General features: G+C 68.5%; 23 protein-coding genes and 1 tRNA gene. 16 read left to right on the top strand and 8 right to left on the bottom strand.

From position 1 onward, the window contains the following. Positions 1-11 precede the first annotated feature (11 nt). The 7 genes from GGR16_RS04885 to GGR16_RS04855 all read left to right on the top strand — a co-directional run bounded on the left by GGR16_RS04885 (position 12) and on the right by GGR16_RS04855 (position 10,670). Entirely contained in the window at positions 12-1,316 is a 1,305-nt protein-coding gene (locus tag GGR16_RS04885) for a glycosyltransferase (RefSeq protein ID WP_183316342.1), read from the top strand. Further along, positions 1,313-2,506, top strand: a complete 1,194-nt coding sequence (locus GGR16_RS26500) for a glycosyltransferase family 4 protein (RefSeq protein WP_343059549.1) — start codon at positions 1,313-1,315, stop codon at positions 2,504-2,506. The genes GGR16_RS04885 and GGR16_RS26500 overlap by 4 nt, the downstream gene beginning before the upstream one ends. Further along, on the top strand, positions 2,503-4,494 hold the full coding sequence (locus GGR16_RS04875) for a glycosyltransferase (RefSeq protein ID WP_183315860.1): 1,992 nt from the start codon (positions 2,503-2,505) through the stop codon (positions 4,492-4,494). The genes GGR16_RS26500 and GGR16_RS04875 overlap by 4 nt, the downstream gene beginning before the upstream one ends. 129 nt (positions 4,495-4,623) lie before the next feature. Further along, positions 4,624-6,516, top strand: coding sequence for an ABC transporter ATP-binding protein (locus tag GGR16_RS04870; protein ID WP_183315859.1), 1,893 nt, complete (start codon positions 4,624-4,626; stop codon positions 6,514-6,516). After that, complete coding sequence (locus GGR16_RS04865) at positions 6,513-8,477, top strand: ABC transporter substrate-binding protein (RefSeq protein ID WP_183315858.1); 1,965 nt, start codon at positions 6,513-6,515, stop codon at positions 8,475-8,477. Before GGR16_RS04870 ends, GGR16_RS04865 begins: the two co-directional genes overlap by 4 nt. Beyond that, the gene (locus GGR16_RS04860) at positions 8,474-9,490 is read left to right on the top strand and encodes an ABC transporter permease (RefSeq protein ID WP_019401419.1); all 1,017 of its coding nucleotides are present in this window, start codon (positions 8,474-8,476) and stop codon (positions 9,488-9,490) included. Before GGR16_RS04865 ends, GGR16_RS04860 begins: the two co-directional genes overlap by 4 nt. A gap of 19 nt (positions 9,491-9,509) precedes the next feature. Further along, a complete protein-coding gene (locus tag GGR16_RS04855; protein ID WP_210289470.1) occupies positions 9,510-10,670 on the top strand; it encodes an ABC transporter permease in 1,161 nt (386 codons plus the stop codon). 52 nt (positions 10,671-10,722) lie between these two features. On the opposite strand, the gene ade is transcribed toward GGR16_RS04855, so the two are convergent. From ade to lipB, 7 genes are all read right to left on the bottom strand, one after another. Next, positions 10,723-12,426 (bottom strand): adenine deaminase, encoded by a 1,704-nt coding sequence (ade, locus tag GGR16_RS04850; protein ID WP_183315856.1) that lies wholly within the window; start codon positions 12,424-12,426, stop codon positions 10,723-10,725. Positions 12,427-12,573: 147 nt separating this feature from the next. Next, positions 12,574-13,215, bottom strand: coding sequence for a PRC-barrel domain-containing protein (locus tag GGR16_RS04845; protein WP_082312555.1), 642 nt, complete (start codon positions 13,213-13,215; stop codon positions 12,574-12,576). A 228-nt stretch (positions 13,216-13,443) separates the two neighbouring features. Further along, the gene (locus tag GGR16_RS04840) at positions 13,444-14,277 is read right to left on the bottom strand and encodes a protein-L-isoaspartate(D-aspartate) O-methyltransferase (protein WP_183315855.1); all 834 of its coding nucleotides are present in this window, start codon (positions 14,275-14,277) and stop codon (positions 13,444-13,446) included. Between the two features lie 178 nt (positions 14,278-14,455). Beyond that, positions 14,456-14,806 (bottom strand): RidA family protein, encoded by a 351-nt coding sequence (locus GGR16_RS04835; protein ID WP_019401424.1) that lies wholly within the window; start codon positions 14,804-14,806, stop codon positions 14,456-14,458. Positions 14,807-14,901: 95 nt separating this feature from the next. Beyond that, entirely contained in the window at positions 14,902-15,660 is a 759-nt protein-coding gene (locus tag GGR16_RS04830) for an SDR family oxidoreductase (RefSeq protein WP_019401425.1), read from the bottom strand. A 209-nt stretch (positions 15,661-15,869) separates the two neighbouring features. Beyond that, positions 15,870-17,477 carry a carboxyl transferase domain-containing protein gene (locus tag GGR16_RS04825; RefSeq protein ID WP_183315854.1) on the bottom strand — a complete coding sequence of 536 codons (1,608 nt, stop codon included), beginning with the start codon at positions 17,475-17,477 and terminating at the stop codon, positions 15,870-15,872. Between the two features lie 138 nt (positions 17,478-17,615). Beyond that, the gene (gene lipB, locus GGR16_RS04820) at positions 17,616-18,293 is read right to left on the bottom strand and encodes a lipoyl(octanoyl) transferase LipB (protein ID WP_019401972.1); all 678 of its coding nucleotides are present in this window, start codon (positions 18,291-18,293) and stop codon (positions 17,616-17,618) included. A 322-nt stretch (positions 18,294-18,615) separates the two neighbouring features. On the opposite strand from lipB, the gene GGR16_RS04815 reads away from it, so the two are divergent. From GGR16_RS04815 to GGR16_RS04790, 6 genes are all read left to right on the top strand, one after another. Continuing rightward, positions 18,616-18,700: transfer RNA gene (locus tag GGR16_RS04815), tRNA-Leu, on the top strand. Between the two features lie 380 nt (positions 18,701-19,080). Further along, the gene (locus GGR16_RS04810) at positions 19,081-19,500 is read left to right on the top strand and encodes a DUF2231 domain-containing protein (RefSeq protein WP_026015106.1); all 420 of its coding nucleotides are present in this window, start codon (positions 19,081-19,083) and stop codon (positions 19,498-19,500) included. Further along, a complete protein-coding gene (locus GGR16_RS04805) occupies positions 19,493-21,007 on the top strand; it encodes a PQQ-dependent sugar dehydrogenase (RefSeq protein ID WP_183315853.1) in 1,515 nt (504 codons plus the stop codon). Before GGR16_RS04810 ends, GGR16_RS04805 begins: the two co-directional genes overlap by 8 nt. A 751-nt stretch (positions 21,008-21,758) precedes the next feature. Next, positions 21,759-22,475, top strand: coding sequence for a helix-turn-helix transcriptional regulator (locus GGR16_RS04800; RefSeq protein WP_019401975.1), 717 nt, complete (start codon positions 21,759-21,761; stop codon positions 22,473-22,475). An 81-nt stretch (positions 22,476-22,556) separates the two neighbouring features. Continuing rightward, positions 22,557-23,207 (top strand): GNAT family N-acetyltransferase, encoded by a 651-nt coding sequence (locus GGR16_RS04795; RefSeq protein WP_183315851.1) that lies wholly within the window; start codon positions 22,557-22,559, stop codon positions 23,205-23,207. Next, positions 23,204-23,419, top strand: a complete 216-nt coding sequence (locus GGR16_RS04790; protein WP_183315850.1) for a hypothetical protein — start codon at positions 23,204-23,206, stop codon at positions 23,417-23,419. The genes GGR16_RS04795 and GGR16_RS04790 overlap by 4 nt, the downstream gene beginning before the upstream one ends. Positions 23,420-23,451: 32 nt before the next feature. Here GGR16_RS04790 and GGR16_RS04785 read toward each other — a convergent pair whose 3' ends face one another. Continuing rightward, the gene (locus tag GGR16_RS04785; RefSeq protein WP_156332787.1) at positions 23,452-23,625 is read right to left on the bottom strand and encodes a hypothetical protein; all 174 of its coding nucleotides are present in this window, start codon (positions 23,623-23,625) and stop codon (positions 23,452-23,454) included. A 42-nt stretch (positions 23,626-23,667) separates the two neighbouring features. Here GGR16_RS04785 and GGR16_RS04780 point away from each other — a divergent pair, with 42 nt between their 5' ends. From GGR16_RS04780 to GGR16_RS04770, 3 genes are all read left to right on the top strand, one after another. Next, entirely contained in the window at positions 23,668-24,108 is a 441-nt protein-coding gene (locus GGR16_RS04780; protein ID WP_183315848.1) for a CAP domain-containing protein, read from the top strand. A 227-nt stretch (positions 24,109-24,335) separates the two neighbouring features. Beyond that, positions 24,336-25,739: a magnesium transporter gene (gene mgtE / locus GGR16_RS04775; RefSeq protein ID WP_019401979.1), complete on the top strand. Its 1,404-nt coding sequence runs from the start codon at positions 24,336-24,338 to the stop codon at positions 25,737-25,739. A 36-nt stretch (positions 25,740-25,775) separates the two neighbouring features. Next, positions 25,776-26,558, top strand: a complete 783-nt coding sequence (locus GGR16_RS04770; RefSeq protein ID WP_156332786.1) for a glycoside hydrolase family 25 protein — start codon at positions 25,776-25,778, stop codon at positions 26,556-26,558. The last annotated feature ends 46 nt before the right edge of the window (positions 26,559-26,604 follow it).

Here is a 26,604-nt window from a genome sequence, read left to right as displayed (position 1 = left end):
CCCAGATGACGATGTCCGGTTCTCCTCACGGCGCCTTGCCGCCGGCGCGCATCGCCATCGTGGTGAAGGGCTATCCGCGCCTGTCCGAGACCTTCATCGCCCAGGAGATCCTCGGGCTCGAGCAGCGCGGCCTCAGCCTCGCGATCTGGTCCCTGCGCCACCCGACCGAGCGCGTCAGCCATCCGATGCACCGGCAGATCGCGGCGCCCGTCGCCTACCTGCCCGAATATCTCTACCAGGAGCCGCTCCGGGTCCTGCGCGGGGCCCTCGCCGCCCTCGCCAATCCCCGGCTCGGCCAGCTCCTCACCGCCTTCTGGCGCGACCTGAAGCGCGACTTCACGCCCAACCGCGGCCGGCGCCTCGGGCAGGCGCTCGTCATGGCCCGTGAACTGCCGGCCGACATCCGCCATCTCCATGTCCACTACCTGCACACGCCCGCCTCGGTCGTGCGCTATGCGAGCCTGCTCCGCGGCCTCTCCTTCAGCTTCTCGGCCCATGCCAAGGACATCTGGACAACGCCGGAGTGGGAGAAGCGCGAGAAGATCGCCGAGAGCAGCTGGGGCGTCACGTGCACCGAGACGGGACACCGGCACCTCGCCGCGCTCGCGCCGGACGGCGGCCGTGTCCGCCTCGTCTACCATGGGCTCGACCTCTCGCGCTTTCCCGCCCCGCCGGCCGAACGCCCGGCGCGCGACGGCAGCGATGCGGCCGACCCTGTGCGGATCATCTCCGTCGGGCGGGCGGTGGCGAAGAAGGGCTACGACGATCTCCTCACCGCCCTCGCCGCGCTGCCGGAGGGGCTCCACTGGCGCTTCGCCCATATCGGCGGCGGCGAGATGCTCGCGAATCTCAAGCAGCAGGCGGCGGCCAAGGGCATCGCCGACAAGGTCATCTTCCTCGGCGCCAAGGCGCAACCCGACGTGATCAACCTCATGCGCAAGGCCGACATCTTCGTGCTGCCGGCCAAGGAGGCGAAGAGCGGCGACCGCGACGGGCTGCCCAACGTCGTCATGGAGGCGGCGAGCCAGGGCCTTGCCGTCATCCCCACCGACTTTTCCGGCATTCCCGAATTCATCCGCCACGACCGCGAAGGCTGGCTGACGCCGCCGGGCGACTGGGAGGCGCTCGCCAACGCCCTCAACCTGCTCGCGCGCGACCCTGAGGCGCGCCATCGGCTGGGGACGGCCGCCTTCAACCGCCTGCGCGACGACTTCTCGGCCGATGGCGGCATCGACCAGGTCGCGGCGCTCCTGCGCACGAGCCTCGGCGAGAAGCCTGCCGAGGTCCCCGTCGCCGAGGAGGAGGCGCGGCCGTGAGCGGCGGGCCCGTGGCCTTCTACGCTCCGCTCAAGGCGCCGGACGATGCGACGCCGTCCGGCGACCGCCGCATGGCGCAGCTCCTTCTCGCAGCGCTGGAACGGGCCGGCTACGGGCCGGAAATCGCCTGTCGCCTCAGAACCTTCGACGGGGCGGGTGACAAGAAGATTCAAGAGCGGCTGCGGGCCGAGGGCGAGCGCGAGGCGGAGCGGCTCGTCGCCGAATATGGAACACGTCCCCCCGCCGCGCGGCCGCGCGCGTGGTTCACCTACCACGTCTATTACAAGGCGCCCGATTGGACCGGGCCGCGCGTGGCCGCGGCACTCGGCATCCCCTATGTCGTCGCGGAAGGCTCACGGGCGGCCAAGCGCGCCGGCGGACCGTGGGCGCTGGGGCACGAGGGGGCCGAGCGTGCCCTCGACGCCGCGCGCCTCATCTTCGTCATGACGCAGAACGACCGGCCGTCGCTCGAGGCCGCGCGCCCTGCGGGACAGGACCTGGTCGACCTGCCGCCGTTCGTCGGAACAGATTTCCTCCCCCCTTGTGGGGGAGGGTTAGGGAGGGGGGTGGCGCAGCCTGGAAAACCGCCATCTTCCGGCAGCACCCCCACCCCTAACCCCTTCCCGCAAGGGGGAGGGGAACAGATCCGCCTGCTCACCGTGGCGATGATGCGGCCCGGCGACAAGCTGGCGAGCTATCGCCTTCTCGCGGAAGCGCTCGGCAGGCTCGGCGAGCGGCCGTGGCAGCTCACCGTCGTCGGCGACGGCCCGGCGCGGGCCGAGGTCGAGGCGCTCTTCGCGCCCTTCGGCGAACGGGTGCGCCTTGCCGGGCGCGTGGACGATGCGGGCGCCCTCGCCCGCCTCTATGCCGGTGCCGACCTCTTCGTCTGGCCGGCCGTCAACGAGGCCTACGGCATGGTGCTGCTCGAGGCGCAGGCCGAGGGCTGCCCGGTCGTCGCGGGCGACGAAGGCGGCGTTGCGAGCGTCGTCCGCCGCGGCGAGACGGGACTTCTCACCCCGGCGCGCGATGCGGATGCCTTCGCGGCGGCGGTCGCCGGCCTCATCGAGGACGGCGCGCGGCGCGAGCGCATGGCGGCAGCGGCGCGCCGTTTCGTGCAGGGCGAGCGCTCCCTCGGCCATGCCGCCATGATCATTGCGGATGCCCTTTCCGCCATCGGAGTGCGGCCTTGAAGCGCCACGTCCTCATTGCCGTCACCCATCTCCTCGGCGCCGGGCATCTCACCCGCATGGCGGCGCTCGCCCGCGGCCTCGCCCGTGCCGGCCACCACGTCACCCTCGCCTCCGGCGGCATGCCGGCGCCGCTCGTGCGGCTCGACGGCGTCACGCTGCTGCAATTGCCGTCGCTGCGCTCGGACGGTGTCGATTTCCGCACCCTGCTCGACGCCGAGGGCAACAAGGCCTCGCCGGCCCTGATGCAGGAGCGGGCCGAGCGTCTGGCAAAGGCAGTGACGGAGGGGCGGCCAGACGTCGTCATCACCGAGCTTTTTCCCTTCGGCCGCAGGATGTTGGCGGCGGAATTCATCAGATTGATTCAAGCAGCGCGTACCCTGAAGCCGGCGCCGCTTCTGCTCGCCTCGGTGCGCGACGTGCTGGTGGCGCCGGCGCGCGCCGAGCGCATCGCAGAGGCCGAGGCGCGGCTTCTCGCGGCCTATGACGGCGTGCTCGTGCATGGCGACGAGGCCGTCCTGCCGCTCTCGGCATCCTGGCCGGTGAGCGACAGACTGCGACCGCTCCTCCATTACACCGGCTATGTCGACGAGGGCGCCGACCGCCCGCAGGCGCCCGCGACGGATGCCCTGCCGGAGGGCGATTTCATCCTCGTCTCCGGCGGCGCCAGCGCCGCGGCCATGCCGCTCTACCGCGCGGCGATCGCGGCGGCCGGCCTGCTGCCGGAGCGCCCCTTCCGCCTGCTCATCGGCCAGGGCGTGGCCCCGGCGCTGTTCGACGAGCTTGCAATGGCCGCCCCGGTCAGTTGCAGCATCGAGCGCGCCCGCCCCGACTTCAGGGCCCTGCTCGCGCGCTGCGCCGCCTCCGTCAGCCTCGCCGGCTACAACACGGTGACGGACCTCATCCGCACGCGGGCGCGGGCCGTGCTCGTCCCCTTCGAGGAAGGCAACGAAACCGAGCAGCGCCAGCGGGCCGAGCACCTCGCCGCCTCAGGCATCGCCGAACTGGTGCCGCAGGCGGCGCTCACCGGCGAGCGGCTGGCGGAGGCCATCACCCGGGCGCTCCCGCGGCCACGGCCCCAGGCGCTCGCCGTCGCGCTCGACGGGGTCGAACGGATGACGACGATCATCGAAAGGCTCTGTGCAGGCGGGAGTCCAGCCGCTGCGCCGGGCATCGTCAGCCGTGACGAGAACCGCGACGAGGACCGCGCCTGGGCCGAACTCGACGAGGCGCTCGACGTCCTCGCGCGGACCGGGCGGCGCCTCGGCCTGTGGTGGCGCGACGATGATGCCGTCCAGCCGACGCCGGCTCTCGACAGGCTGCTCGCCCTCTCCGGGCAGGCCGGCGTGCCGGTGGCGATCGCGGCGATCCCGTCGCAGGCGGGGCACGGCCTTGCCGTGCGCCTCGCGATGGCCCCGCAGGCGAGCGTGCTGGTGCACGGCTTTGCCCATGCCGACCATGCCCCGGCCGGCGAGAAGAAGGCCGAGTTCGGCCCTCACCGCGACCTGACTGAGATGGAGCGCGAATTGCGCAGCGGCCTCGCCATGGCGCGGGCCGTCTTCGGCGAGAAGCTGGTGCCGGTCTTCGTGCCGCCCTGGAACCGCTGCGTTCCGGCGCTCGCCCCCGCCCTCGCCCGCGCGGGCTATGCGGGCCTGTCGCTCTTCGGCGACCGGACGGCGCCGGACATGGCAGGCCTGCCGCTCGTCAACACCCATCTCGACCCCATCGACTGGCACGGCACGCGCAGCCTCGCCGAGCCGGCGCGCCTGCTTGCGGGCCTTGCCAAGGCCATCCTGCGGCGTGCGGGCGGCATCGCCGATGCGGACGAGCCCATCGGCCTCCTCACCCATCACGCCGTGCACGACGAGGCCGTGTGGCGGTTCTGCGAGCGGCTTCTGACCACCTTGCGGAACAGCGGCGCCGTCGCCCCGGTTTCAGCAATCGACATATTCGGCGACTTTGGGGGACGCCGCACGGCGCCCCTGTCCTGACGGGCCTTGCCCGCGGCTTGCATATTTCGGTCCCGCAGCCGGCTTACAGGAAGAAAGACGTTTTCACTTTGGCGCGTGGCGCTTTAGTGTTGAAACCTGCCATGCAGGGGTGGCTTCGGGAGGAGCTGCATGACGCCGGGACGGGAGCAAAGGAACCGCATACTGCTCAGTGTCCGCGATCTCGCCGTCGATTTCGCGAGTGACGGCGGCGGACGCTTTCGTGCGCTCGACGGCATCTCCTTCGACATCCCGGCCGGCAGCACCGTCGCCCTCGTCGGGGAATCCGGCTCCGGCAAGTCGGTGACCGCCCAGGCGATCATGCGCATCCTGTCCAAGAAAGGGCGCATCGCGGCGGGCAACATCCTCCTCGACGAGCCGCAGCACGGCGCGCCCGTCGACATCGCGCAGCTCGATCCCGGGGGCGACGCGATGCGCGCCCTGCGCGGCGGGCGCATGGCCATGATCTTCCAGGAGCCGATGACGTCGCTGTCCCCCCTGCACACCGTAGGGGACCAGGTGAGCGAAGCGCTGCTGCTGCACCGCAACGTCACGCCGCAGGAGGCGCGCGCCGAGGCCGAGAACGTCTTTGCCCGCGTCGGCTTTCCCGACCCGAAGCGCACCTTCGTCACCTATCCCTTCGAGCTGTCGGGCGGCATGCGCCAGCGGGCGATGATCGCCATGGCGCTCATCTGCAAGCCCGCGCTCCTCATCGCCGACGAGCCGACGACGGCGCTCGACGTGACGACGCAGGCGCAGATCCTCGATCTCATCCGCGAATTGCAGGCCGAGACCGGCATGGCGGTGCTGATGATCACCCATGATCTCGGCGTCGTCGCCAATGTCGCCGACGAGGTGGTCGTGATGTACCGCGGCCGCATCGTCGAATCCGGCCCGCGCGACGAACTCTTCCGCAACCCGCAGCATCCCTACCTCAAGGCGCTGATGCGCGCCGTGCCGCGCTTCGACATGGCCCCCGGCGAGCGGCTGACGCCGCTGCGCGAGGTCGCGAGCGGCGACATCATCGCCTCCGCCCCCCGCATCGAGCGGCCGGCGCCGCGCGGGCCCGTGCTCGCCGTCGAGGAGGTGTCGAAGACCTTCACCCTGCGCAGCGGCTGGTTCTCGGGCGCGACGCGCAAGGTCCACGCCGTCAATCACGTCAGCCTCAAGCTGACGCCGGGCACGACGCTCGGTCTCGTCGGCGAATCCGGCTGCGGCAAGACCACGCTGTCGAAGATGATCATGCGCGCCATCGCGCCCGACGAGGGACGCGTCTTCTTCGACGACGGCGACGGCCCGCGCGACGTGCATGCGCTCGCGGGCGACGATCTCTTCGCCTATCGCCGGGCGGTGCAGTTCGTCTTCCAGGATCCGTTCTCGTCGCTCAACCCGCGCATGACGGTCTACGAGCTCCTGACGGAGCCGCTCGTCATCCACGGCATCGGCTCGCCGCAGGAGCATTTCGCCAAGGCGAAGATGCTGATCTCGCTCGTCGGCCTCGAGAAGCAGCACCTGCGCCGCTATCCGCATTCCTTCTCCGGCGGGCAGCGCCAGCGCCTCGGCATCGCGCGCGCGCTCGCGCTGTCGCCGCGGGTGCTGCTGTGCGACGAGCCGGTGTCGGCGCTCGACGTCTCGGTGCAGGCGCAGATTCTCAACCTGCTCAAGGACCTGCAGGCGGCGCTCGGCCTGTCCTATCTCTTCGTGTCGCACAATCTCGCGGTCGTCGACTACATCGCCGATGACATCGCCGTGATGTGCCGCGGCCGCATCGTGGAGCAGGCGCCGAAGCAGTCGCTCTTCAGGCGGCCGCTGCATCCCTACACGCAGGCGCTCCTGGCCGCCGTGCCGAGCCCGGACCTCAACCATCCGCTCGACTTCGCCAAGCTGCGCAGCGACCGGTTCTCGCATCCCTCCGAATGGCCGGAGCCCTACCGGCTGACGGCGGACAGCCCCGGCGAGATGATGGAGGTCGAGCCCGGCCACCTCGTGCGCGTCACCGATGCAAGCGCGAGGATTGCGGCATGACGGCACTCGGGTTCCCGGCCGCTCCCCTACGCCGCGCGGTGGCGGGCCTCGCCCTCTGCCTCGCCGCGGCCATCGCCGGTCCCGGTGCGGGCGGGGCCGCGCCGGGCCTCAAGGAGACGCCGCTCTTTGAAAAGGCCGTCGAGGACGGCCGCTTGCCGCCGGTCGCGGAGCGGGTGCCGCAGGAGCCTCTGGTCGTCGACCTCGAGGCACGCGGCCGCGTCACGGGCCAGCCGGGCGGCGCCATCACCACCTTGGCCGCCAAGGCACGCGACATCCGCTACCTGTCGGTCATCGCCTATGCCCGGCTCGTCGGCTACGACGAGGACCTCAACCTCGTGCCGGACATCCTCGCCTCCTATGAGGTTGAGGACGGCCGGCGCTTCACCCTGCACCTGCGCAAGGGGCACCGGTGGTCGGACGGGCAGCCCTTCACCGCCGAGGACTTCCGCTACTGGTGGGAGGACGTGGCGCTGAACCGCTACCTCATGCCGGCCGGGCCGCCGGATTTCATGCTGGTCGACGACAAGCCGCCGACCTTCGAGGTGCTGGACGAGACCACCGTGCGCTACACGTGGTCGAAGCCCAACCCCCGCTTCCTGCCGACGCTCGCCAAGCCGCTCGACCCGCATATCTACCGGCCGGCGCATTTCCTGAAGCGCTTCCATGCGCGCTACACCGACCCGGAGACGCTCGCGCAGGCCGCCTCGCGGCAGAAGCTGAAGTCCTGGGCCGCGCTGCACAACCGCGTCGATTCCATGTCGGACTTCTCCGATCCCGAGCTGCCGACCCTCGACCCCTGGAAGGTCGACAACGCGGGGCCGACGAGCCGCTTCGTCTTCTCGCGCAACCCCTATTACCACCGCATCGACAAGGCCGGGCAGCAGCTGCCCTACGTCGACAAGGTCTATGTCGACATCGCCTCGAGCGGGCTGCTCGCCGCCAAGGCCAATGCCGGCGAGGTCGACGTCCTCGCGCGCGGCCTGACCATGGCGGACATTCCCGTGCTCAAGCAGGGCGAGAAGGCCAAGGGCTACCGCACGCTGCTGTGGCCCATCGCCCGCGGCTCCGAGGTCGTGCTCTACCCCAACCTCAATACCGCCGACCCCGTGTGGCGCGACCTGAACAGGGACGTGCGCTTCCGCCGGGCGCTCTCGCTCGGCATCGATCGGCGCACCGTCAACAACGCCCTGTTCTTCGGCCTCGGCATGGAGGGCAACAACACGGTGCGCGAGGGCTCGCACCTGTTCGAGGAGCCGTTCCGCAAGCTCTACGGCACCTACGATCCGGACGAGGCCAACCGCCTGCTCGACGAGATCGGCCTCGACCAGCGCGACGGCTCGGGCCTGCGCCTCCTGCCGGACGGGCGCCTGCTCGAGATCGTCGTCGAGGTCGAGGGCGACATGACGATGCTCGTCGACACCCTGCAGCTCATCGGCGAGTTCTGGCGCGAGATCGGGGTCAAGCTCTTCATCAAGCCGCAGGACCGGACCGTGCTGCGCAACCGCGCCTATTCCGGCCTGCCGGTGATGACCGCCGCCCCAGGTCTCGACAACGCCATCCCGACCCCCGCGATGCCACCTGGCGAGCTCGCCCCCATCAGCCAGTATCACCTGTCCTGGCCCAAGTGGGGGCAGTATGTGGAGACGCACGGCAAGGTCGGCGAAGCCTGCGACATGGACAAGCCCAAGGAGCTGCTCGGCCTCTACAAGGAGTGGCTGCACACGACCGACGCTGCCGAGCAGGCCCGCATCTGGCGCGAGATGCTCGCGCTGCATGCGGAGAACCAGTGGACGATCGGCACGGTGGCGGGCGCGATCCAGCCCATCGTGCTGCGCAACGGCCTCGCCAACTTTCCGGACAAGGCGCTCTACAGCTGGGAGCCCACGGCGCTCATCGGCATCTACCGGGTCGATGAGATGTTCTGGGACCGTGCCGACCGGCGCGTGGCGGCGGTGCAATGATCGGCTTCGTCGCTCGCCGGCTGGTCACGATGGCGCTGACGCTGCTCGTCATCAGCCTTCTCATCTTCGTCATCATCAAGCTGCCGCCCGGCGACTTCCTGACCAACCAGATCGCCGAGCTGCGCGCCCAGGGCGAGGCGGCGGCCATGGCCAAGGCCGAGTTCCTGATCAAGCAATACGGCCTCGACAGGCCCGTCTGGGAGCAATACCTCGTCTGGATCGGCGTCTGGCCGGGCCCCAACGGCTTCTCCGGCCTGCTGCAGGGCGACTGGGGCTGGTCCTTCGAGTATGACCGCCCGGTCAATCAGGTGGTCGGCGACGCGCTGTGGCTGACGCTGCTCGTCAACTTCACCACCGTGATCTTCGTGCATGTGGTGGCCATCCCCATCGCCATCTATTCGGCGACGCGGCAATATTCCTTCGGCGACTACCTCGCCACCTTCGTCGGCTATATCGGCCTTGCCACGCCGAACTTCCTGCTGGCGCTCGTGCTGCTCTACTACATGAACCGCTGGTTCGGCATTTCCATCGGCGGCCTGTTCGACGCCCATTACGCCAACGAGCCGTGGAGCCTCGCCAAGGTGGGCTCGCTGCTGCAGCACCTCATCGTGCCGACCATCGTCATCGGCCTGTCCGGCACGGCGGCGATGATCCGGCGCATGCGCGCCAACCTCCTCGACGAATTGTCGAAGCAATATTACGTCACCGCCACGGCCAAGGGCCTGCCGCAGACGCGGGCGCTGCTGAAATATCCCTTCCGCATGGCTCTCAACCCCTTCATCGCCGACATCGGCAACCTCCTGCCCAACCTTGTCTCCGGCTCGGTGCTGGTGTCGCTCGTGCTCAGCCTGCCGACGGTCGGGCCGATCCTGCTCGCGGCCCTCAAGTCGCAGGACCAGTTCCTCGCCGGCTTCATCCTCATGTTCGTCGCGGTGCTCACCGTCGTGGGCATGTTGATCTCCGATCTCCTGCTCGCGTGGCTCGATCCGCGCATCCGCCTCGGACAGCGCTGAGATGACGAATGTGAGCGAAATGCCCTCCCGCCGCCGCAGTGCGCATTTCGTCGACGACGCACCGTTTGATCCCGGCGCGAGCGAGCCCGGTGGCCGCGAGGACGAGCGCTTCTTCCGCGCCTCCTCGCTGACCCTCATCTGGTGGAAGTTCCGCCGGCACAGGCTGGCCGTCATCTCGGCCTTCGTCCTCATCGCCCTCTATGCGGCCATTCCCTTCGTCGAGGTGATCGCGCCCTACGGGCAGGCGCAGCGCAACGGCGACTTCCTCTATGCGCCGCCGCAGCGGGTGCATCTCTTTCACGAGGGCTCGCTCGTCGGCCCCTTCGTCTATCCCTACAGCTTCAGGTTCAACCTCGAGACCTTCACCCGCGACTACGACATCGACACGAGCCGCCCGCAGCGGCTGCGCTTCTTCTGCTCCGGCGAGCCCTACCGCTTCTGGGGGCTGTTCGATGCGCGCTTCCATCTCGTCTGCCCGCCGGACGGCGGCACGTTCTTCCTGCTCGGCACGGACAGGCTGGGACGCGACGTGTTCTCGCGCATCGTCTACGGGGCGCGCATCTCGCTCACCATCGGCATCGTCGGCATCGCGGTGTCGTTCGCGCTCGGCCTGTTCTTCGGCGGCATCGCCGGCTATCTGGGCGGCTGGGTGGACAACGCCATCCAGCGCCTCATCGAGATCCTGCGCTCGCTGCCGGAGCTGCCCCTGTGGCTCGCGCTGTCGGCCGCCCTGCCGCCGAACTGGAGCCCGCTGCTCGTCTTCTTCGGCATCACCATCATCCTCGGCCTACTCGACTGGCCGGGCCTTGCCCGCGCGGTGCGCTCGAAGCTGCTCGCCCTGCGCGAGGAGGATTTCGTCAAGGCGGCGGAGCTCATGGGCGCCTCGCGGGCCCGCATCATCGGCCGCCACCTCATCCCCAACTTCATGAGCCACCTCATCGCCTCGGCGACGCTGTCCATCCCCTCGATGATCCTGGGCGAGACGGCGCTGTCATTCCTCGGCCTCGGCCTCAGGCCGCCGATCACGAGCTGGGGCGTGCTGCTCAACGAGGCGCAGAACCTTGCGGCGGTGAACCTCTACCCGTGGCTGCTGTGGCCCATCGCCCCCGTCATCATCGTCGTCCTCGCCTTCAACTTCATGGGCGACGGGCTGCGCGACGCGGCCGATCCATATCATTAAGGCGGCGGTCGGCATTAGGCAGTCGCTTCGACGATTGCCGACCGCCGATTACCTACTGCCCCACCAGTTCCATCCGGTCCACGTCGACGAGGCCGAAGTCGCTGATCTTGAGATGCGGGATCACCGGCAGGGGCAGGAAGGCGACCTGCAGGAAGGGCTCCGGCAACGTCACGCCGAGCGCCTTGGCCGCCGCGCGCAGCGGGCCGAGGCCGGCATGCACCTCCTCGTAGGGCCGGTCGCTCATCAGGCCGGCGACCGGCAGGGGCAGCTCCGCGCGCACCGCTCCGCCCTCGACGACGACGAAGCCGCCGCGGATGGCGCCGAGCCGGTTGACGGCGAGCGCCATATCCGCGTCATCGACGCCGACGACGCAGATGTTGTGGCTGTCGTGACCGACGGAAGAGGCGATGGCGCCGCGCTGCAAACCGAAACCCGAGACGAAGCCGCGGCCGATATTGTCGTTGCGCCCGTGGCGGGCGACGACCGCGACCTTGGCGATGTCGGCGGCCGGATCGGCGACAAGGGCACCGTCGCGCTCGGGCACGGCCAGGCTCAGCCGCTGCGTGATGATCTTGCCGGGAATGACGCCGATGACCGGATGTTCGCCCGCCGCGCCGGCGATGGCGAAGTCCGTCGCGGAGACCTCGCGTGCCTTCATGCTGGCAAGGCCGATCGGCGCCACCGGCTCGCACTCGGCAAACAGCTCCGGCCGCACGAGCCGCCCACCGACGATCACATCCGACACGCGGCATTCCTCGAGATGGTCGAGGAGGACGATGTCGGCCCGCCTGCCGGGGGCGATCATGCCGCGGTCGACGAGCCCGAAGGCAGCCGCGGCCGTCAGCGAGGCCGAGCGATAGGCGGCAAGCGGCGGCACGCCGAGGGCAATGGCGCTGCGGATGAGGAAGTCGATATGCCCCTCCTCCGCGATGTCGAGCGGGTTGCGGTCGTCGGTGCAGAAGGCGAGGAACGGCGAGGTCGCGAGGGTGAGCAGCGGCGCGAGCGCATGGAGATCCTTCGACACCGAGCCCTCGCGGATGAGCACGGTCATGCCCTTGCGGATCTTCTCGAGCGCCTCCTCGGCGCTCGTCGCCTCATGCTCGGTGCGGATGCCCGCGGCGCAATAGCCGTTGAGATCCTTGCCACTGAGCAGGGGCGCATGGCCATCGATATGGCCGTTGGCGAAGGCCTGCAGCTTGGCGGTGCAGGCGGGATCGAGGGCGAGGACGCCGGGAAAGTTCATGAACTCGGCGAGCCCGATGACCTTCGGATGGGCCCAGTAGGGCAGGAGATCATCGGCATCGAGCCGCGCACCCGAGGTCTCCAGCGCGGTCGCCGGCACGCAGCTCGACAACTGCACGAAGAGGTCCATCACCATGCGCTCGGCCGAGGCGAGGAAGAAATCGAACGCCGGGGCGCCGAGCACGTTCGCCATCTCGTGGGGGTCGCAGACCGCGCTCGTCACACCGTGCGGCAGGACGCAGCGCTCGAACTCCTGCGGCATCACGAGCGACGATTCGACATGGCAGTGGGTGTCGATGAAGCCGGGAACGGCGATGCGCCCGCCGCCCTCGATGATCTCGCGTCCGTCGTAACGGTCGTAGGTCCCGACGATCGTATCGCCGCAGAGCGCGATATCCGTCGGGACGAGATCACCCGTCACGAGATCGAGCAGCCTGACGTCGCGCACCACGACATCCGCCGCCGTGGCGCCCCTGCCCTGCGTCACCCGCTCGCTCAAGCCAGCCCGCGACATCGCACCCCCCGCTCGCCGCAATTCGTTGCCTCATCCTAGACGCGACCCTGACCGACGCAACGCCCGCCGGACGCAAAAAGGCGGCCCGCCGAAGCGGGCCGCCCGGTGCCGGCGCGTGGGATGACACGCGCCTCACCTCACCTGCGCTTACTGCGGAGGCGCGGCCGGCGGCGGCGCGGCCGGCGCCGGCGGGGCAGTCGGATCGGCCGGACGGGTGGAACCCGTGCTCATCCGATCCTGCTCGGAGCGAATGTCCGCGAGGGTCTTGAAGGCCGGGGCCTGCTCAAGCTGCTCGCGGGTGGCCGACAGCGTGATCTTCTCGACATCGCCCTCGGCGTCCTTCGTCACCTGCAGCTCCGTGAACGGAATGGCGACATTCTTCTGGCCGATGCCGAGGAAGCCGCCGACGCCGATCACGGCCGCGTCGGCCTTGCCTTCCTGATCGAGCACGACGTCGTTGATCTCGCCGATGGTCTTGTCATCCATGCCGACCACGGACTTGCCCATCAGTTTCGAGACCATCCACTGGGATTCGGCCTGCGCGGTCACGAAGCCGGCCGGAGCACCCGTGGCCGGGGCGGCGGCCGATGTATCCGGCGCCTTCATCTCAGTGCCGCCCTGCATGTTCGGCGCAGTGCTCGGCGCGCTCTCAGGCGCAGCGCCAGGCGCTTGCGGCTGGGTGGCCGGGGGAGTCGGCTCGGGAGTCGCCGGAGCCGTGGTCTGGGCGACCGCCGGCACAGCCAGCAGCAGGGCTGCGGTTGCAACAGTGATACCGAACTTGGTTCGCATGACGGAATCCTCTCTTCTGCTGACCTTTCGCGGGGACACACGGTCCCTTCACGACGCGCCGCTTCGGGCGCGCGCGCTCAGGTCGGCCTGGTTCGCGTGCTTTCCGTTTTCGAACCGTGGATGCATGTTCACGCCTCGCTATCCACGTTCGCCAGATCAACACCCGAACGGAGCCGTTGGTTCCGGCGGATCGACGAAAAGTTGTCGGAATTGCGTCCGGCGGCTGCGCTAGAGATCAAGCGGGCGCGAGGAAAGCCACCAGCCGTCGCCCCGGACGACCGCCGGATCGGAGACGGACGGCGCCCCCCGGTAGAGCGCCCGAACGGACATGAGCCTGCCGGCTGCCGAAGCCTCGGCGAGACGCGCATCGACCCCGGCGCCGCCCGGCAAGGCCGGCGGCGTGACGGTGACGCGCGCGAGCGGCGCGACGGCAAAGACGTCGCCCCGGCGCGACAGGCAGACGAGCGCGCCGCGCCCGAAGGCGTCCGTCAGCGGAAAGACGATCCGTCCGCCGTCCTTCACCGCCGCGAGCCACGCCTCGTCGGGGCCGGTTCCGGCCGCCTCGCAATAGACCGCGTCGTAGGCCGGCAACGACGCCGACGGCATTTCCGTCACGCTCGCCTGCGGCCACGGCGCGAGGGCGGACCTTGCCCGCTCCGCGAGCACGCGGTCGTCCTCATGGGCGTCCACGCGGCCGGCGCCGCCCACGAGCTCGGCCATGACCGCACTGTAGTAGCCCGTGCCACAGCCGGCATGGGCGACGGCCTGGCCGGCGCCAAGGCCGAGGGCCGCGATGCCGAGGGCGTGCAGCGAGGGCTCGCCATCGTCCCTGCCGCGCACCGGATGGCACTCGATCGCGATGTCGGAATAGACGTGCCGCAGGTCGGCATCGGGCGTCATCTCGCTGCCGAACGGCGTCACGAGGCGCCAGGGGCCTGGTCCCACGAAGCGCTCGCGCGGGACCGCGGCAAAGGCGTCGCGAAGCCGCTCGTCGCTCGCGACGAGCCGCATCGTGACCTGCCGCGCGTAGCGGTGCCTCAGACGGGCGACGTCGGCCTGCACCTTGCCTCCGGTCGGTTGCGGCATCTTCTGCAATGAGGGGGCCGAGTGAGGCGCTGCTCCTAGCCCGACATTCTGACAGTCTGATGAAGCTGCCGCGCCGCGGCAAGGGCGATGCGCCCCAAAGAAAAGGCGCGGCACCGGGGCGCCGCGCCTTTCGTTCTCAGCCGCTGGCCGGGGCTCAGCGCGCCGCGACCACCATGATCTCGACCCGGTAGGCCGGGGTCGCGAGCTTGGCCTCGACGGTGGCGCGGGCCGGCGTGTTGCCCTGCGGCACCCAGGCGTCCCACACCTCGTTCATCTTGGCGAAATCGGCCATGTCGGCCAGCCAGATGTTGGCCTTGAGGATCTTGGTCTTGTCGGTGCCGGCCTTCTTCAGCGTCTCGTCGATCTGGGCGAGGATCTGGCGCGTCTGGCCGGCCGTGTCCTGCGAGGTGTCGTCCGCGACCTCGCCGGAGAGGAAGACGAGATTGCCGAAGGCCACCGCCTCGCTCATGCGCGGGCCGACGCCGATGCGTTCGATCGAAGACATGTTCACTCCTGAAGGTCAGAGAAACGGACGCCCCCGCTTACCCTGCCCGGCCCGCCGCGGGAAGCCCCCGGCGGGCGCAACGGGCCTCGTGCCGCTCACCCGCGGCCGACGAAGGGCATCTTCGTCGCCATCACGTTCATGAAGAGGACATTGGCCTCGAGCGGCAAGCTCGCCATGTGCAGCACCGCGTTGGCCACGTGGGTCACGTCCATCAGCGGCTCCTTCCTGATGGAGCCGTCCGCCTGCGGCACGCCTTCGGCCATCTTGGCGGCCATGTCGGTCGCCGCATTGCCGATGTCGATCTGCCCGCAGGCGATGTCGTACTTGCGCCCGTCGAGCGACGTCGAGCGCGTGAGGCCCGAGATCGCGTGCTTCGTCGCCGTATAGGGCGCGGAATTCGGCCGCGGCGCATAGGCCGAGATGGAACCGTTGTTGATGATGCGCCCGCCGCGCGGGCTCTGGTCCTTCATCAGCTTGAAGGCCTCCTGCGTGCACAGGAAGGGCCCGGTCAGGTTGGTATCGACCACCGCCTTCCACTGCTCGAAGGTCAGGTCCTCGAGCGGCAGGCCCGGCGCCGAGACACCGGCGTTGTTGAACAGCACGTCGAGCCGCCCGAAGCGCTCCTTGCAGGCGGCGAAGAGCGCCTTGACGGAGGCCGGATCGGTCACATCGGTGGACACCGCGAGCGCCTGGTCGGCGGGAACACCCGCGAGGCGGATCGTCTCCTCCAGCGCCTCCTTGCGGCGGCCGGCGAGGACGACGCTGTAGCCGTCCTTCAGGAAGGCGAGCGCCACCCCTCGCCCGACGCCGGATCCCGCCCCCGTGATGAGTGCCACCTTGCCCTTCGATGCCATGCGACGTCTCCCTGTCCCCGGCCGCTCCTGCGGCGCTTGTCCGATCTGAAACGGTTTAATGGGAGGAAGACTAGCCGGTCACAGCGGCAATGTGGAGGCCGGCAGGCGGAATGCCGGCAATGTGGAGAGGGAATGCACGGCCGTGCGAGGACGGTGCCGGACGGTCGCTCCTTCTCCCCGCCTGCGAAGAGAGGGCGCCGTTTGCACCTTCACATCCGGAACACGCCGAAACGCGTTTCCTCGACCGGGGCGTTGAGGCAGGCAGAGAAGGCGAGGCCCAGCACGCGGCGCGTCTCGGAGGGCAGGATGATGCCGTCGTCCCACAGGCGCGCGGTGGCGTGGTAGGGGTTGCCCTCCTCCTCGTAGCGGTCGCGGATGGGCGCCTTGAAGGCCTCCTCCTCCTCCGCGCTCCACGTCTTGCCCTCGGCCTCGATGTTGTCGCGCCTGACGGTGGCGAGCACGCTCGCCGCCTGCTCGCCGCCCATCACCGAGATGCGGCTGTTGGGCCAGGTGAAGAGGAAGCGCGGCGAATAGGCCCGCCCGCACATGCCGTAGTTGCCGGCGCCGAAGGAGCCGCCGACGAGCACCGTGATCTTGGGCACGCGGGCGCAGGCCACCGCCGTGACGAGCTTCGCCCCGTCCTTGGCGATGCCGCCGGCCTCGTACTGCCGCCCCACCATGAAGCCGGAGATGTTCTGCAGGAAGAGCAGCGGGATGCGGCGCTGGCAGCACAATTCGATGAAATGGGCGCCCTTCAGCGCCGATTCGGAGAAAAGAATGCCATTGTTGGCGATGATGCCGACGGGGACACCCCAGATGCGGGCAAAGCCGGTCACCAGCGTCGTGCCGTAGAGGCGCTTGAACTCGTCGAACTCGGAACCGTCGACGAGCCGGGCGATGACCTCGCGGATGTCGTACTGCTTCTTGAGGTCGGTGGGCACGAGGCCCTCGAGCTCGGCCGGGTCGTAGACGGGCTCGGCCGGCGTCGTCAGGGCGATGTCGCTCTTCTTCATCGTGTTGAGATTGGCGACGATGCGGCGCGCGAGCGCGAGCGCATGCACGTCGTCCACCGCGTAATGGTCGGCGACGCCGGACTGGCGGGCGTGCACGTCGGCCCCGCCGAGGTCTTCGGCCGAGACGACCTCGCCGGTCGCCGCCTTCACCAGCGGCGGGCCGCCAAGGAAGATGGTGCCCTGCCGGCGCACGATGATGGTCTCGTCGGACATGGCCGGCACATAGGCGCCGCCGGCCGTGCACGAGCCCATGACGACGGCGATCTGCGGGATGCCGAGCGAGGACAGCGTCGCCTGGTTGTAGAAGATGCGGCCGAAATGCTCCCGGTCGGGGAACACCTCCGTCTGGTGCGGCAGGTTGGCCCCGCCCGAATCGACCAGATAGATGCAGGGCAGCCTGTTCTCGCGCGCGATCTCCTGGGCGCGCAGGTGCTTCTTCACCGTCATCGGGTAGTAGGTGCCGCCCTTGATGGTCGAATCGTTGCACACGATCATGACCTCACGGCCCTCGACCCGGCCGATGCCCGCGATCAGCCCGGCGCCGTGGATGGCATCGCCATACATGCCGAAGGCCGCAAGCGGCGCGATCTCGAGGAAGGGCGAACCTGGATCGATGAGGCGCATGACGCGCTCGCGCGGCAGGAGCTTGCCGCGCGCCAGGTGCCGCTCGCGCGCCTTCGCCGGCCCGCCGGCCGCCACCTCGGCCCGCCGGGCGTCGAGTTCCGCCCTGAGCTCGGCCCAGGCGGCGGCATTGGCGCGAAAATCGGCGGATGTCGAATCGATCGCGCTCTCGATGGCCGGCACGCGTCCCTCCCCAACGGCTGTCGCCCGCAGTGCGGGCCGTTGGCCGGACTATGGCGCCGTGCCCGCGATCCGGCAACGTGCGCCGATGCCAAGGCGCATTTGGAGAGGGTGTTTCCGGGACCGACGGACGGGCCGGCTTCAGGCCGGGACGGGAACGGCCGGCCCGAAGATGTCCTCGAAGCTCGCCCTGAGCGCGGCATCCACCTCCGGCATGGTGACGGGGATGCCGAGATCGACGAGGCTCGTGACGCCGTGCTGGCGCACGCCGCAAGGCACGATGCCGGAGAAATGCGAAAGGTCCGGCTCCACGTTGAGGCTGATGCCGTGGAAGGTGACCCAGCGGCGCACGCGGATGCCGATGGCGGCGATCTTGTCCTCAGCCGCCGCGCCCTTCTCCGGCCGGCGCACCCAGACGCCGACACGGTCCTCGCGCCGCTCGCCGCGCACGTTGAAGCCGTCGAGCGTGGCGATCAGCCAGGCCTCCAGCGCCGCGACGAAGGCCCTCAGGTCCTGCGTGCGCCGCGAGAGGTCGAGCATGACATAGGCCACGCGCTGGCCGGGCCCGTGATAGGTGAACTGGCCACCGCGGCCGGAGCGGAAGACGGGGAAACGCCCCGGCTCGACGAGATCGGCGTCGTTGGCCGAGGTCCCGGCGGTATAGAGCGGCGGATGCTCCAGCAGCCAGACGCATTCGGCCGCCTCGCCCGCCGCGATCGCCGCGACGCGCGCCTCCATCGCCGCCACGGCCTCCTCATAGCCGACATAGCCGTCGCTGATGCGCCATTCGACGGGCGGTGCGCCCGCCTGCGGCAGCATCAGGCCGCCCAACTCGTCTCTCGCCTTCAGCAACGAACGTCGTCCCCATCCCGTGGCAAGCCGACGCAACCGCGCGGCTCCGCCGCAGAAAGTGGGGCGGGATTTGGCGTTCGACAAGTTCGAAAGTAGCGGCACTGCCCCGCAGTCCCGGCGGAATAGCCTGAGGGAACGAGGAAAACGCCGGGGAGAGCGCCGCTGGAGCTGGCCCGTGCAGCACCTGTGGGGAGTTTTTGCACAGGCCGCAACGGGGCACTTGTGGAGCCGACATCGATCTGTTACATCCCAGCCCGCTTCCGGAGACGGACGTCTCCACGAAGCGGTTGCGGTCGTGGCGGAACTGGTAGACGCGCTACCTTGAGGTGGTAGTTCCGAGAGGAGTGGAGGTTCGAGTCCTCTCGACCGCACCACGATTTCGAGCCGAAGGCTCCGAACGGCGATCCCGCAAGGGATCGCCGTTTTTGTTTTGGCCGGGCCAGCTGCAACTGTGGTGGATTCCACCGCTCTGGCGCGCAAGCCGGAGTGGCAGGCTGCCCTCGTTCAGCTGCTCACGTTGACGGCGCCGATCGCGCCTCGCAGGTCCGCTGCTCGCGGCCCGGGCGCAAAGTGCAAATTACGGTCGCAGCAAGCACGTAGAGCAGAACGATCGAAAACATAGCCGTGTCGCCGATCTGCTGTACTGCACCGTCTGGTTTTTTCGCCGGCCGCCCGTTGATGCGAAGATGACGGGAACAAAAGCGGCTCCCATTAGTATCCCCCTTTAGACCGAAACCACACGGCAGGTGAGCCGATGACGTACGACCGCCCATGGCCCGCGCGGGCCTCGGCGATGGATCTGGTCCACGCCGTCCTTCTTTCATTTCCGATCGCCTGCTTCAGCCTCACGGTTCTGACCGACATCGCCTACTGGCACACGCTGAACCTGCTCTGGCTCCACTTCTCCGAATGGTTGCTGTTTGCGGGGCTGGTTTTCGGCATCCTCGCGGCAATCGCCCTCCTGCTCGACTGGGCCTTCCGCCGGATATGGCTCTCCTGGCCGGCGGTGAGCGGCGGCATCGTCGTGCTGCTGCTCGCCACGCTCAACAATTTCATCCACACAGCCGACGGGTGGACGGCGGTTGTCCCCTGGGGAATGACGGTGTCGATCCTGACCGTCTTCGCCATGTTGGTCACCGGACTGTTCGGACGCTGGGGAGCGCGTCATGTCTAGAACTTTCGCCCTCTCCACAATCGTCGGTGCCGCTCTCCTGATCTCCGGCTGCGGCGACGAGAATTTCGACGTGTCGCAGCAATACGGTCCCGACCCCGTCCTGCCCGCGCCGCGGAACGACCTGCTTCCGGACCTCAAGGTGGCGGAAGTCGTGGGCTGGCATGAAGGCGAGAAGCCGGCCGTCCCCGAGGATCTAGTCGCCACGCCCTATGCGACGGATCTCGCCAATCCGCGCACCGTGCACACGCTGCCCAACGGCGACGTGCTCGTCGTCCAGTCCAAGGCGCCTCCGGACAAGCCGCTCAACCGCCCGAAGGACATCATTCGCGACTTCATCATGGACATGGCCGCCGGTGGCGGCGGCGACGAAAAGGAAACGAACCTCATCACGCTCCTGCGCGACACCAACCGCGACGGCGTGGTCGATGAACGCGTCGACCTTTTGACCGGCCTCAACTCGCCCTTCGGCGTGGCGTGGTACGAGGACACGCTCTACGTCGCCGCCGCCGACGCCATCCTGGCCTATCCCTACCGGCTCGGCGAGACGGCGATCGACGCGCGGCCGACCGTGCTGACGCCGCTTCCCGGCGGCCCGATCAACCATCACTGGACCAAGGACCTCGCGCTCAGCCCGGACGGCCGCTTTCTCTACGCCTCCGTCGGCTCCAACTCCAATGCCGGCGAGCGCGGGCTGGAGGCCGAGAAAGGGCGCGCGGCGATCTGGCAGGTCGACCGCGTGACCGGCGCGGCGCGCATCTTCGCGTCCGGCCTGCGCAATCCCAACGGGCTCAACATCCATCCCGAAACAGGGGAATTGTGGACGGTAGTCAACGAGCGCGACGAGCTCGGCCCCAACCTCGTGCCCGACTATCTGACCTCGGTGCGGGACGGCGGCTTCTACGGCTGGCCCTGGAGCTATTTCGGGCAGCATGTCGACGAACGGGTCGTGCCGCCGCGTCCGGATCTCGTCGAAAAGGCGATCAAGCCGGACTATGCGCTCTCCAGCCACGTCGCAGCCCTCGGCCTCGCCTTCACCAACAATTCGGCGATGCCGGAGGCTTATCGCAACGGCGCTTTCGTCGGGCACCGGGGCAGCTGGAACCGCAGAGCCTTCAACGGCTACAAGGTCGTCTACATTCCCTTCGAGAACGGCCGCCCGGCCGGCATGGCCCGGGACGTCGTGACCGGCTTCCTCGAGGGCGACGAGGCGCGCGGCCGGCCGGTCGGCCTCGCCATCGACGGCACCGGCGCGCTGCTCATCGCCGACGACGCCGGCAACACGGTCTGGCGCGTCGCGGCCGCCGACGGCTCGGTGACGCCGGAGCCGATGCCGAGCGACCCCGTCACCAGCGCCACGGTCCCGGAAGCAGCGCCGCAGGACCCGGGCGCGCCGCCGGCCAACGGTCGGGCAGCGCCCGCCGAAGGCGCAGTGCCCGAGCCGCCGCAGACCGACATAGCGCCGGCCGTCGGTCCCGAAGACGGTCGGGTTCCGGCCCCGGCCGAATGACGGCGTTCACACCTAGAGCATTCCGCTCGCCAGGCATCATGAAGTCCATGACGCGTGTCGCGCTCTTCGCAGACTCACTCATCGCAGGCACCGCATCTCCCGGCCGCTGACCGGCGGAGGATTCTCGAAACCCGACCCTGCTGCCTCGAGCGGAAACGGTCGAGAAAAGCGATGCAAGCCACACCGGAAGGTGACCGCCGAAGCTTGCCGCAGCACATTGTTCGCCGTCACGGCCCGCTGCCCGCGTGCTTCCTCCCGCCCAGCATCGCCATGGGAGCGCATCACATGGCGCACGCCAGCCGGAGGGTGAGCCCCTGCGTGACCGCCTTGTCGACGGTCGCGGCGAGGTCGGCGAGCAGGTCCGCCTTCATGGCGCCGGCACCATGAAGGTCGAATCGTGCGCCTCGCGCTCCAGGTCGCGCCACGTGCTTGTCGGCACGAGATTGGCGAGCTTGCCCGTGGAAGAACGCGACCTGTTCCGGGAACGGCCTCTTGAAGGTCCCGGTCAGGTCCGCCTGAAGCGCGGTCCCTTCGGGCGCCCCGAGGACGCGCGTTCCCGCCAATTCCCGGCCACTCCCGCCCCCTACGCTCTGATCTTGCACGTCATAACAAGCCGAAACCGGCCCGGCGCAAGAACGCCCCTGCCCCGCGTGGCTGCGCCCGTGAATTCCACATCAATACGGCGTTAATAAAATGCGGCAAAATTAAGAGCAGCCTCGGGGCCGTTCCAGCCCCGGAGGGGGATGGTCGGATGCCCAGAGAAGCAGTTGCCGCCGAAGTCCTTAGATCGATCGAGGACCTGGAATCGACGACCGACACCGATACCATCATGAACGGTGTCGTGCAGTTCGCGGAGCGCTATGGCGCCACATACTTCATCTTCACCAGAATACCCAATAAATATCAGAACTTCCGCGACATGATCTACGCAAAGCGGTGGTCCGATCCGTGGTACGACTTCTATACTCGGCACCGCCTCATCGACAGCGATCCAGTCGCGGAGCATTGCTTCAAGACGAACGACCCTTTCTTCTGGAGCGACTGCCCGATCCCGAGGGGGCGGTCCAGGACCGTCATGACGTCGGCGCGCGACTATGGTTTGAAGGAAGGCTGGAGCGTCCCCCTGCACGGCTTCGACGGCACCGGATGCGCCTCGTTCGCCGGCGCGTCGCTGTCGCTGACGGGTGAAGCAAGGCGCGGATTGCATCTTCTGACGATGTATGCGGCCGAACGGCTCCGGGTCGTCGACGAGACGAGAAAGGCCCAGTCGGTTCAGCTGACAGACCGCGAGAAGGACGTGCTGCTGCTGACCGCATGGGGCAAGACGGTTCTGGAGGTCGGAGAAATCCTCGGGCTGACGCCGAGGACCATCGGCCACCACATTCGCACCGCAGCCGAGAAACTCGGCGCCAACACCAAGGCCCAGGCCGTGGTCATGGCCATGCAGCGGCGCTGCATCTACCCCTAGGTTGCATACAAGTACAATTAATTAACCATAAATTTTATGATTCCCTCTCCGTGCGAACAACGCAGCGGAAAAGGGATACCCGTGATCCACGTCGTAGACGCGATAAACAGGCACAAATACGGCGATATGATAGAAAGGTCATACCGCATCCGGCACGAGATCTTCGTCGATGAACGAAAATGGCAGAACCTGGACAGAGGAAACGGCATCGAACAAGACAGCTATGACACCGCGGACACGGTCTATTTCCTTGCCATCGAAAACGGCAGAATAGCCGGTGGACATAGATTATTTCCCACAACCCGGTCGCATATGCTGTCGGAGGTCTTTCCGCATCTGGCAGCCGAGCGCGGCATCCCCCAGGGCCCCGACATCATGGAGTGGTCGCGCTTCTTCGTGGTGAAGGAGTTTCGCGGCGGCCGCGTCAACATGGAACTCATGGCTGCCCTGCAGGAATATGGCCTGCGGAACGGATTGCAGGCCGTCTCCGCGGTGTTCGAGACCTGGTGGCTGCCACGCTTTCATGAGGCCGGGTTCCGCGTTCAGCCTCTCGGGCTGCCCGATGAGGTGGACGGCGCCATGACCATGGCCGGGCTGATCGAGATTGCTCCTCAGGCCCTGCGCAAGGTCCGAACGGTCGGCGGCTTGACGGGACCGGTCCTTGCCCCGCTCGACGGCCGGGACAGATCAACGCGAGAACCAGTTCAGCATTCCGAGGGGCTGCACTTATGACGTTCGACGAAGTCATGGACGCCATAATCTTTTGGAAGAAGACCGACGACAAGAGTCGCGCGATGGCGGAAATAGCCACCGACATTCCTGACGCGGCCTATGGGCGAATCATTCACTTTCTTTACATGAATCAAGATGCAATCGATTACCTCGATGCGGAAATTGAGGAAGACGAAAGCAGTCTCACACTGACCATTCGAACCGTTGGCTAGCCAGCCGCGGACAACCGATCACAAGTCGCCGATCATTTTTCAATCACCTGAGAATTTTGAGCTCCAGTCGGAGGACTGGCCGGCCAACGCCCGTGCAGCCGGCCACCACATTTTTCTCCCCTGCCGTTCATCGGTGAGCCGACGGCTTCCCGCAGGCCCGCGTTTTCGCCGAGCCTTGCCACAAAGAGGCCGGCAACGTCGGACATGGATCGGGGCTCTCCTCCCTCCCCACCCTGCCGATGACCTTCATGAAGATCCCTGCCCTGCTCGTTTCGCTCGCCCTCGCGCTCAGTGCCTGCACCATGGCCGCCTCCAAGCGCCAGAGCGTCGAAACCGTTTCCTCGGAGGCCGCCCCGGCGGCAGCGGGCGCGGTTTCGCGCTTTCGTGCCGCGAGCGGCCTCGGGCCGGTGACGCCGGACGAGGCGCTCAATGCGGCGGCGCGGCAGCAGGCCCGCGCCATGGCCGAGAAGGATGTGCTCTCGCACGAGGCCGCCGGCTCGTTCTGGAGCCGCATGGACGGGACCGGGCGGCGTTTCACGCACGGGGCGGAGAACATCGCCATGGGACAGCGCTCCCTCGAGGAAGCGATGGAGGACTGGCGCCGCTCGCCGGAGCACCGCCGGAACATGCTGCAGAACCCCGCCTCCCACATCGGCTTCGCCCGTGCCCGGGCGGGCGGGCGCGACTAACATCGGCTTCGCCCGTGCCCGGGCGGGCGGGCGCGACTATTGGGTGCTCGTCGTCGGCGGCACGGCGCCGCGCGGGCCGCAGCTCGGCCTGTGAGACGCCGCCTTCGCCCGTGAGGCAGCCGGGCCACAGGGCCTCGATCGTGCAACAAAGCCGCGTGTGGGCGGTTGTCTTCCGCAGGGACCGCACCTAGAAGGGCGTCGAACCTCACACCAGCGGGCGGATCAGCATGGTGAACGTCGAGCACGAGACGGCGCCCGAGGCGCTCGCGTTCCGGGACGAGGAAGGCAACGTCAATCCGAGCTTCCTGGGAAGCGTCTCCGAGGCCATTGCCGACGGCGATGCCGAAGATCTGCGCCGCCTCGCCGCCCCGCTCCACGAGGCCGATCTCGGCGCCCTCATCGAGGCGCTCGACTATGACGACCGCCCGCGGCTCGTCGCGCTGCTCGGCAGCGACTTCGACTTCGCGGCCCTCACCGAGGTCGACGACGCGATCCGCGAGGAGCTGCTCGAGAGCATCCCGAACGCCAACATCGCCGAGGGCGTGCGCGAGCTCGACGTCGACGATGCCGTCTACATTCTCGAGGACCTCGACGAGGCCGACAAGGCCGAGGTGCTCGGGCAACTGCCGCCGCCCGAGCGCGTGGCGCTGCAGCGCTCGCTGGACTATCCGGAGGATTCGGCCGGGCGGCGCATGCAGACGGAGTTCATCGCCGTGCCGCCGTTCTGGACGGTGGGGCAGACCATCGACTACATGCGCGACACCGAGGACCTGCCCGACACCTTCTACGAGATCTTCGTCGTCGACCCTTCCTACCAGCTGATCGGCACGGTGCCGCTCGACCGCCTTCTGCGCACCAAGCGGCCGGTGAAGATCAGCGACGTCATGAACGAGGACCAGCACCTCATCGAGGCGACCGACGACCAGGAGAAGGCGGCGCGGCTGTTCCAGCGCTACAACCTCGTCTCCTGCGCCGTCGTCGACGAGGCCAAGCGCCTCGTCGGCGTGATGATGATCGACGATATCGTCGACGTCATCGAGGAGGAGGCGGACGAGGACCTCAAGGCGCTCGGTGGCGTCAAGGGCGACGAGGAGCTGTCGGATACCATCTGGTACACGGTGCGCAGCCGCTTTCCGTGGCTCTTCGCCAATCTCATCACGGCCATCGTGGCGGCCAATGTCATCCACCTGTTCGAGGCCTCGATCCAGCAGATGGTTGTGCTCGCCGTCCTCATGCCGATCGTCGCCTCCATCGGCGGCAATGCCGGCACGCAGACGATGACGGTGACGGTGCGCGCGCTCGCGACGCAGGAGCTACGCCGCTCCAACACCTGGCGCATCATCCGCCGCGAGGTCGCGGTCGGCATCTGCAACGGCGTCGGCTTCGCCATCATCCTCGGCACGGTGGCGGTGATGTGGTTCGGCATCCGCGACCTCGGCTTCGTCATCGGCCTCGCCATCCTCACCGTCTTGTCGGTGGCGGCGCTGGGCGGCATCCTCATCCCGCTGACCCTGAACCGGCTCGGGGTCGACCCCGCCGTATCGTCAGGCCCCTTCGTGACGACGACGACGGACGTGATCGGGTTCTTCGCCTTTTTGGGGATCGCCACCCTGTGGTTCGGGCTGTCGTAAAGGGTTCGTCAATCTATTGAAACGAATCGTCGCGGCATGTCCCTTCCAATGAGCGCCCGCCGCCCGATGCTCCGCCGCCTCGCCGTCACCTCCCTCACCGCCCTCGCCCTCGTCGCCTGCTCCTCCATCGACACGTTCTATCCCGACAAGGGCGATCGCAAGCCGCATCCCGGCGTTGCCAAGGCGCACCGCTACCCGATCCAGGGCATCGACGTGTCGCGCTGGCAGGGCGAGATCGACTGGGCGGCCGTGCGGCGCGCCGGCACCCAGTTCGTCTTCATCAAGGCGACCGAGGGCGGCGACCACATCGACCCGAGCTTCTACAAGAACTGGGCGGGAGCGCGTGCGGCCGGCATCCCCCGCGGCGCCTATCACTTCGTCTACTGGTGCCGCCCGGCGCACGAGCAGGCGCAGTGGTTCCGCCAACACATCCCGAACGACCCCGACGCGCTGCCGCCCGTCCTCGACGTCGAGTGGAACGGCCATTCCAAGACCTGCCCGCAGAAGGTGCCGCGCGAGGTGGCGCTCGAAAAGATCCGGCTGATGCTGGCCGAGCTCGAGGCGCATACGGGCAAGCGGCCCATCATCTACACCGACATCACCTTCCACCAGGAGGTGCTGGAGAACGAGCTGCCGGGCTATCACTTCTGGCTGCGCTCCGTCGCCGCCGAGCCGGAGGAACGCTACAACGGCCGGCGCTGGAGCTTCTGGCAGTTCACCACCACGGGCCGCGTACCGGGCGTGACGGGCGACGTCGACCGCAACGCCTTCTACGGCACGGCGGACATGTGGGAAAAGTTCAAGGCGGGCGAGCTCTGAGGACCGGCCGGCGGGCGCTCGCGGGCCGGCGCGCCGGCCCGCCTTC

Origin of the sequence: Chelatococcus caeni, from assembly GCF_014196925.1 — a bacterium.
GTDB classification, from domain to species: domain Bacteria; phylum Pseudomonadota; class Alphaproteobacteria; order Rhizobiales; family Beijerinckiaceae; genus Chelatococcus_A; species Chelatococcus_A caeni.
This window is presented reverse-complemented; position numbering and strand designations above follow the sequence as displayed.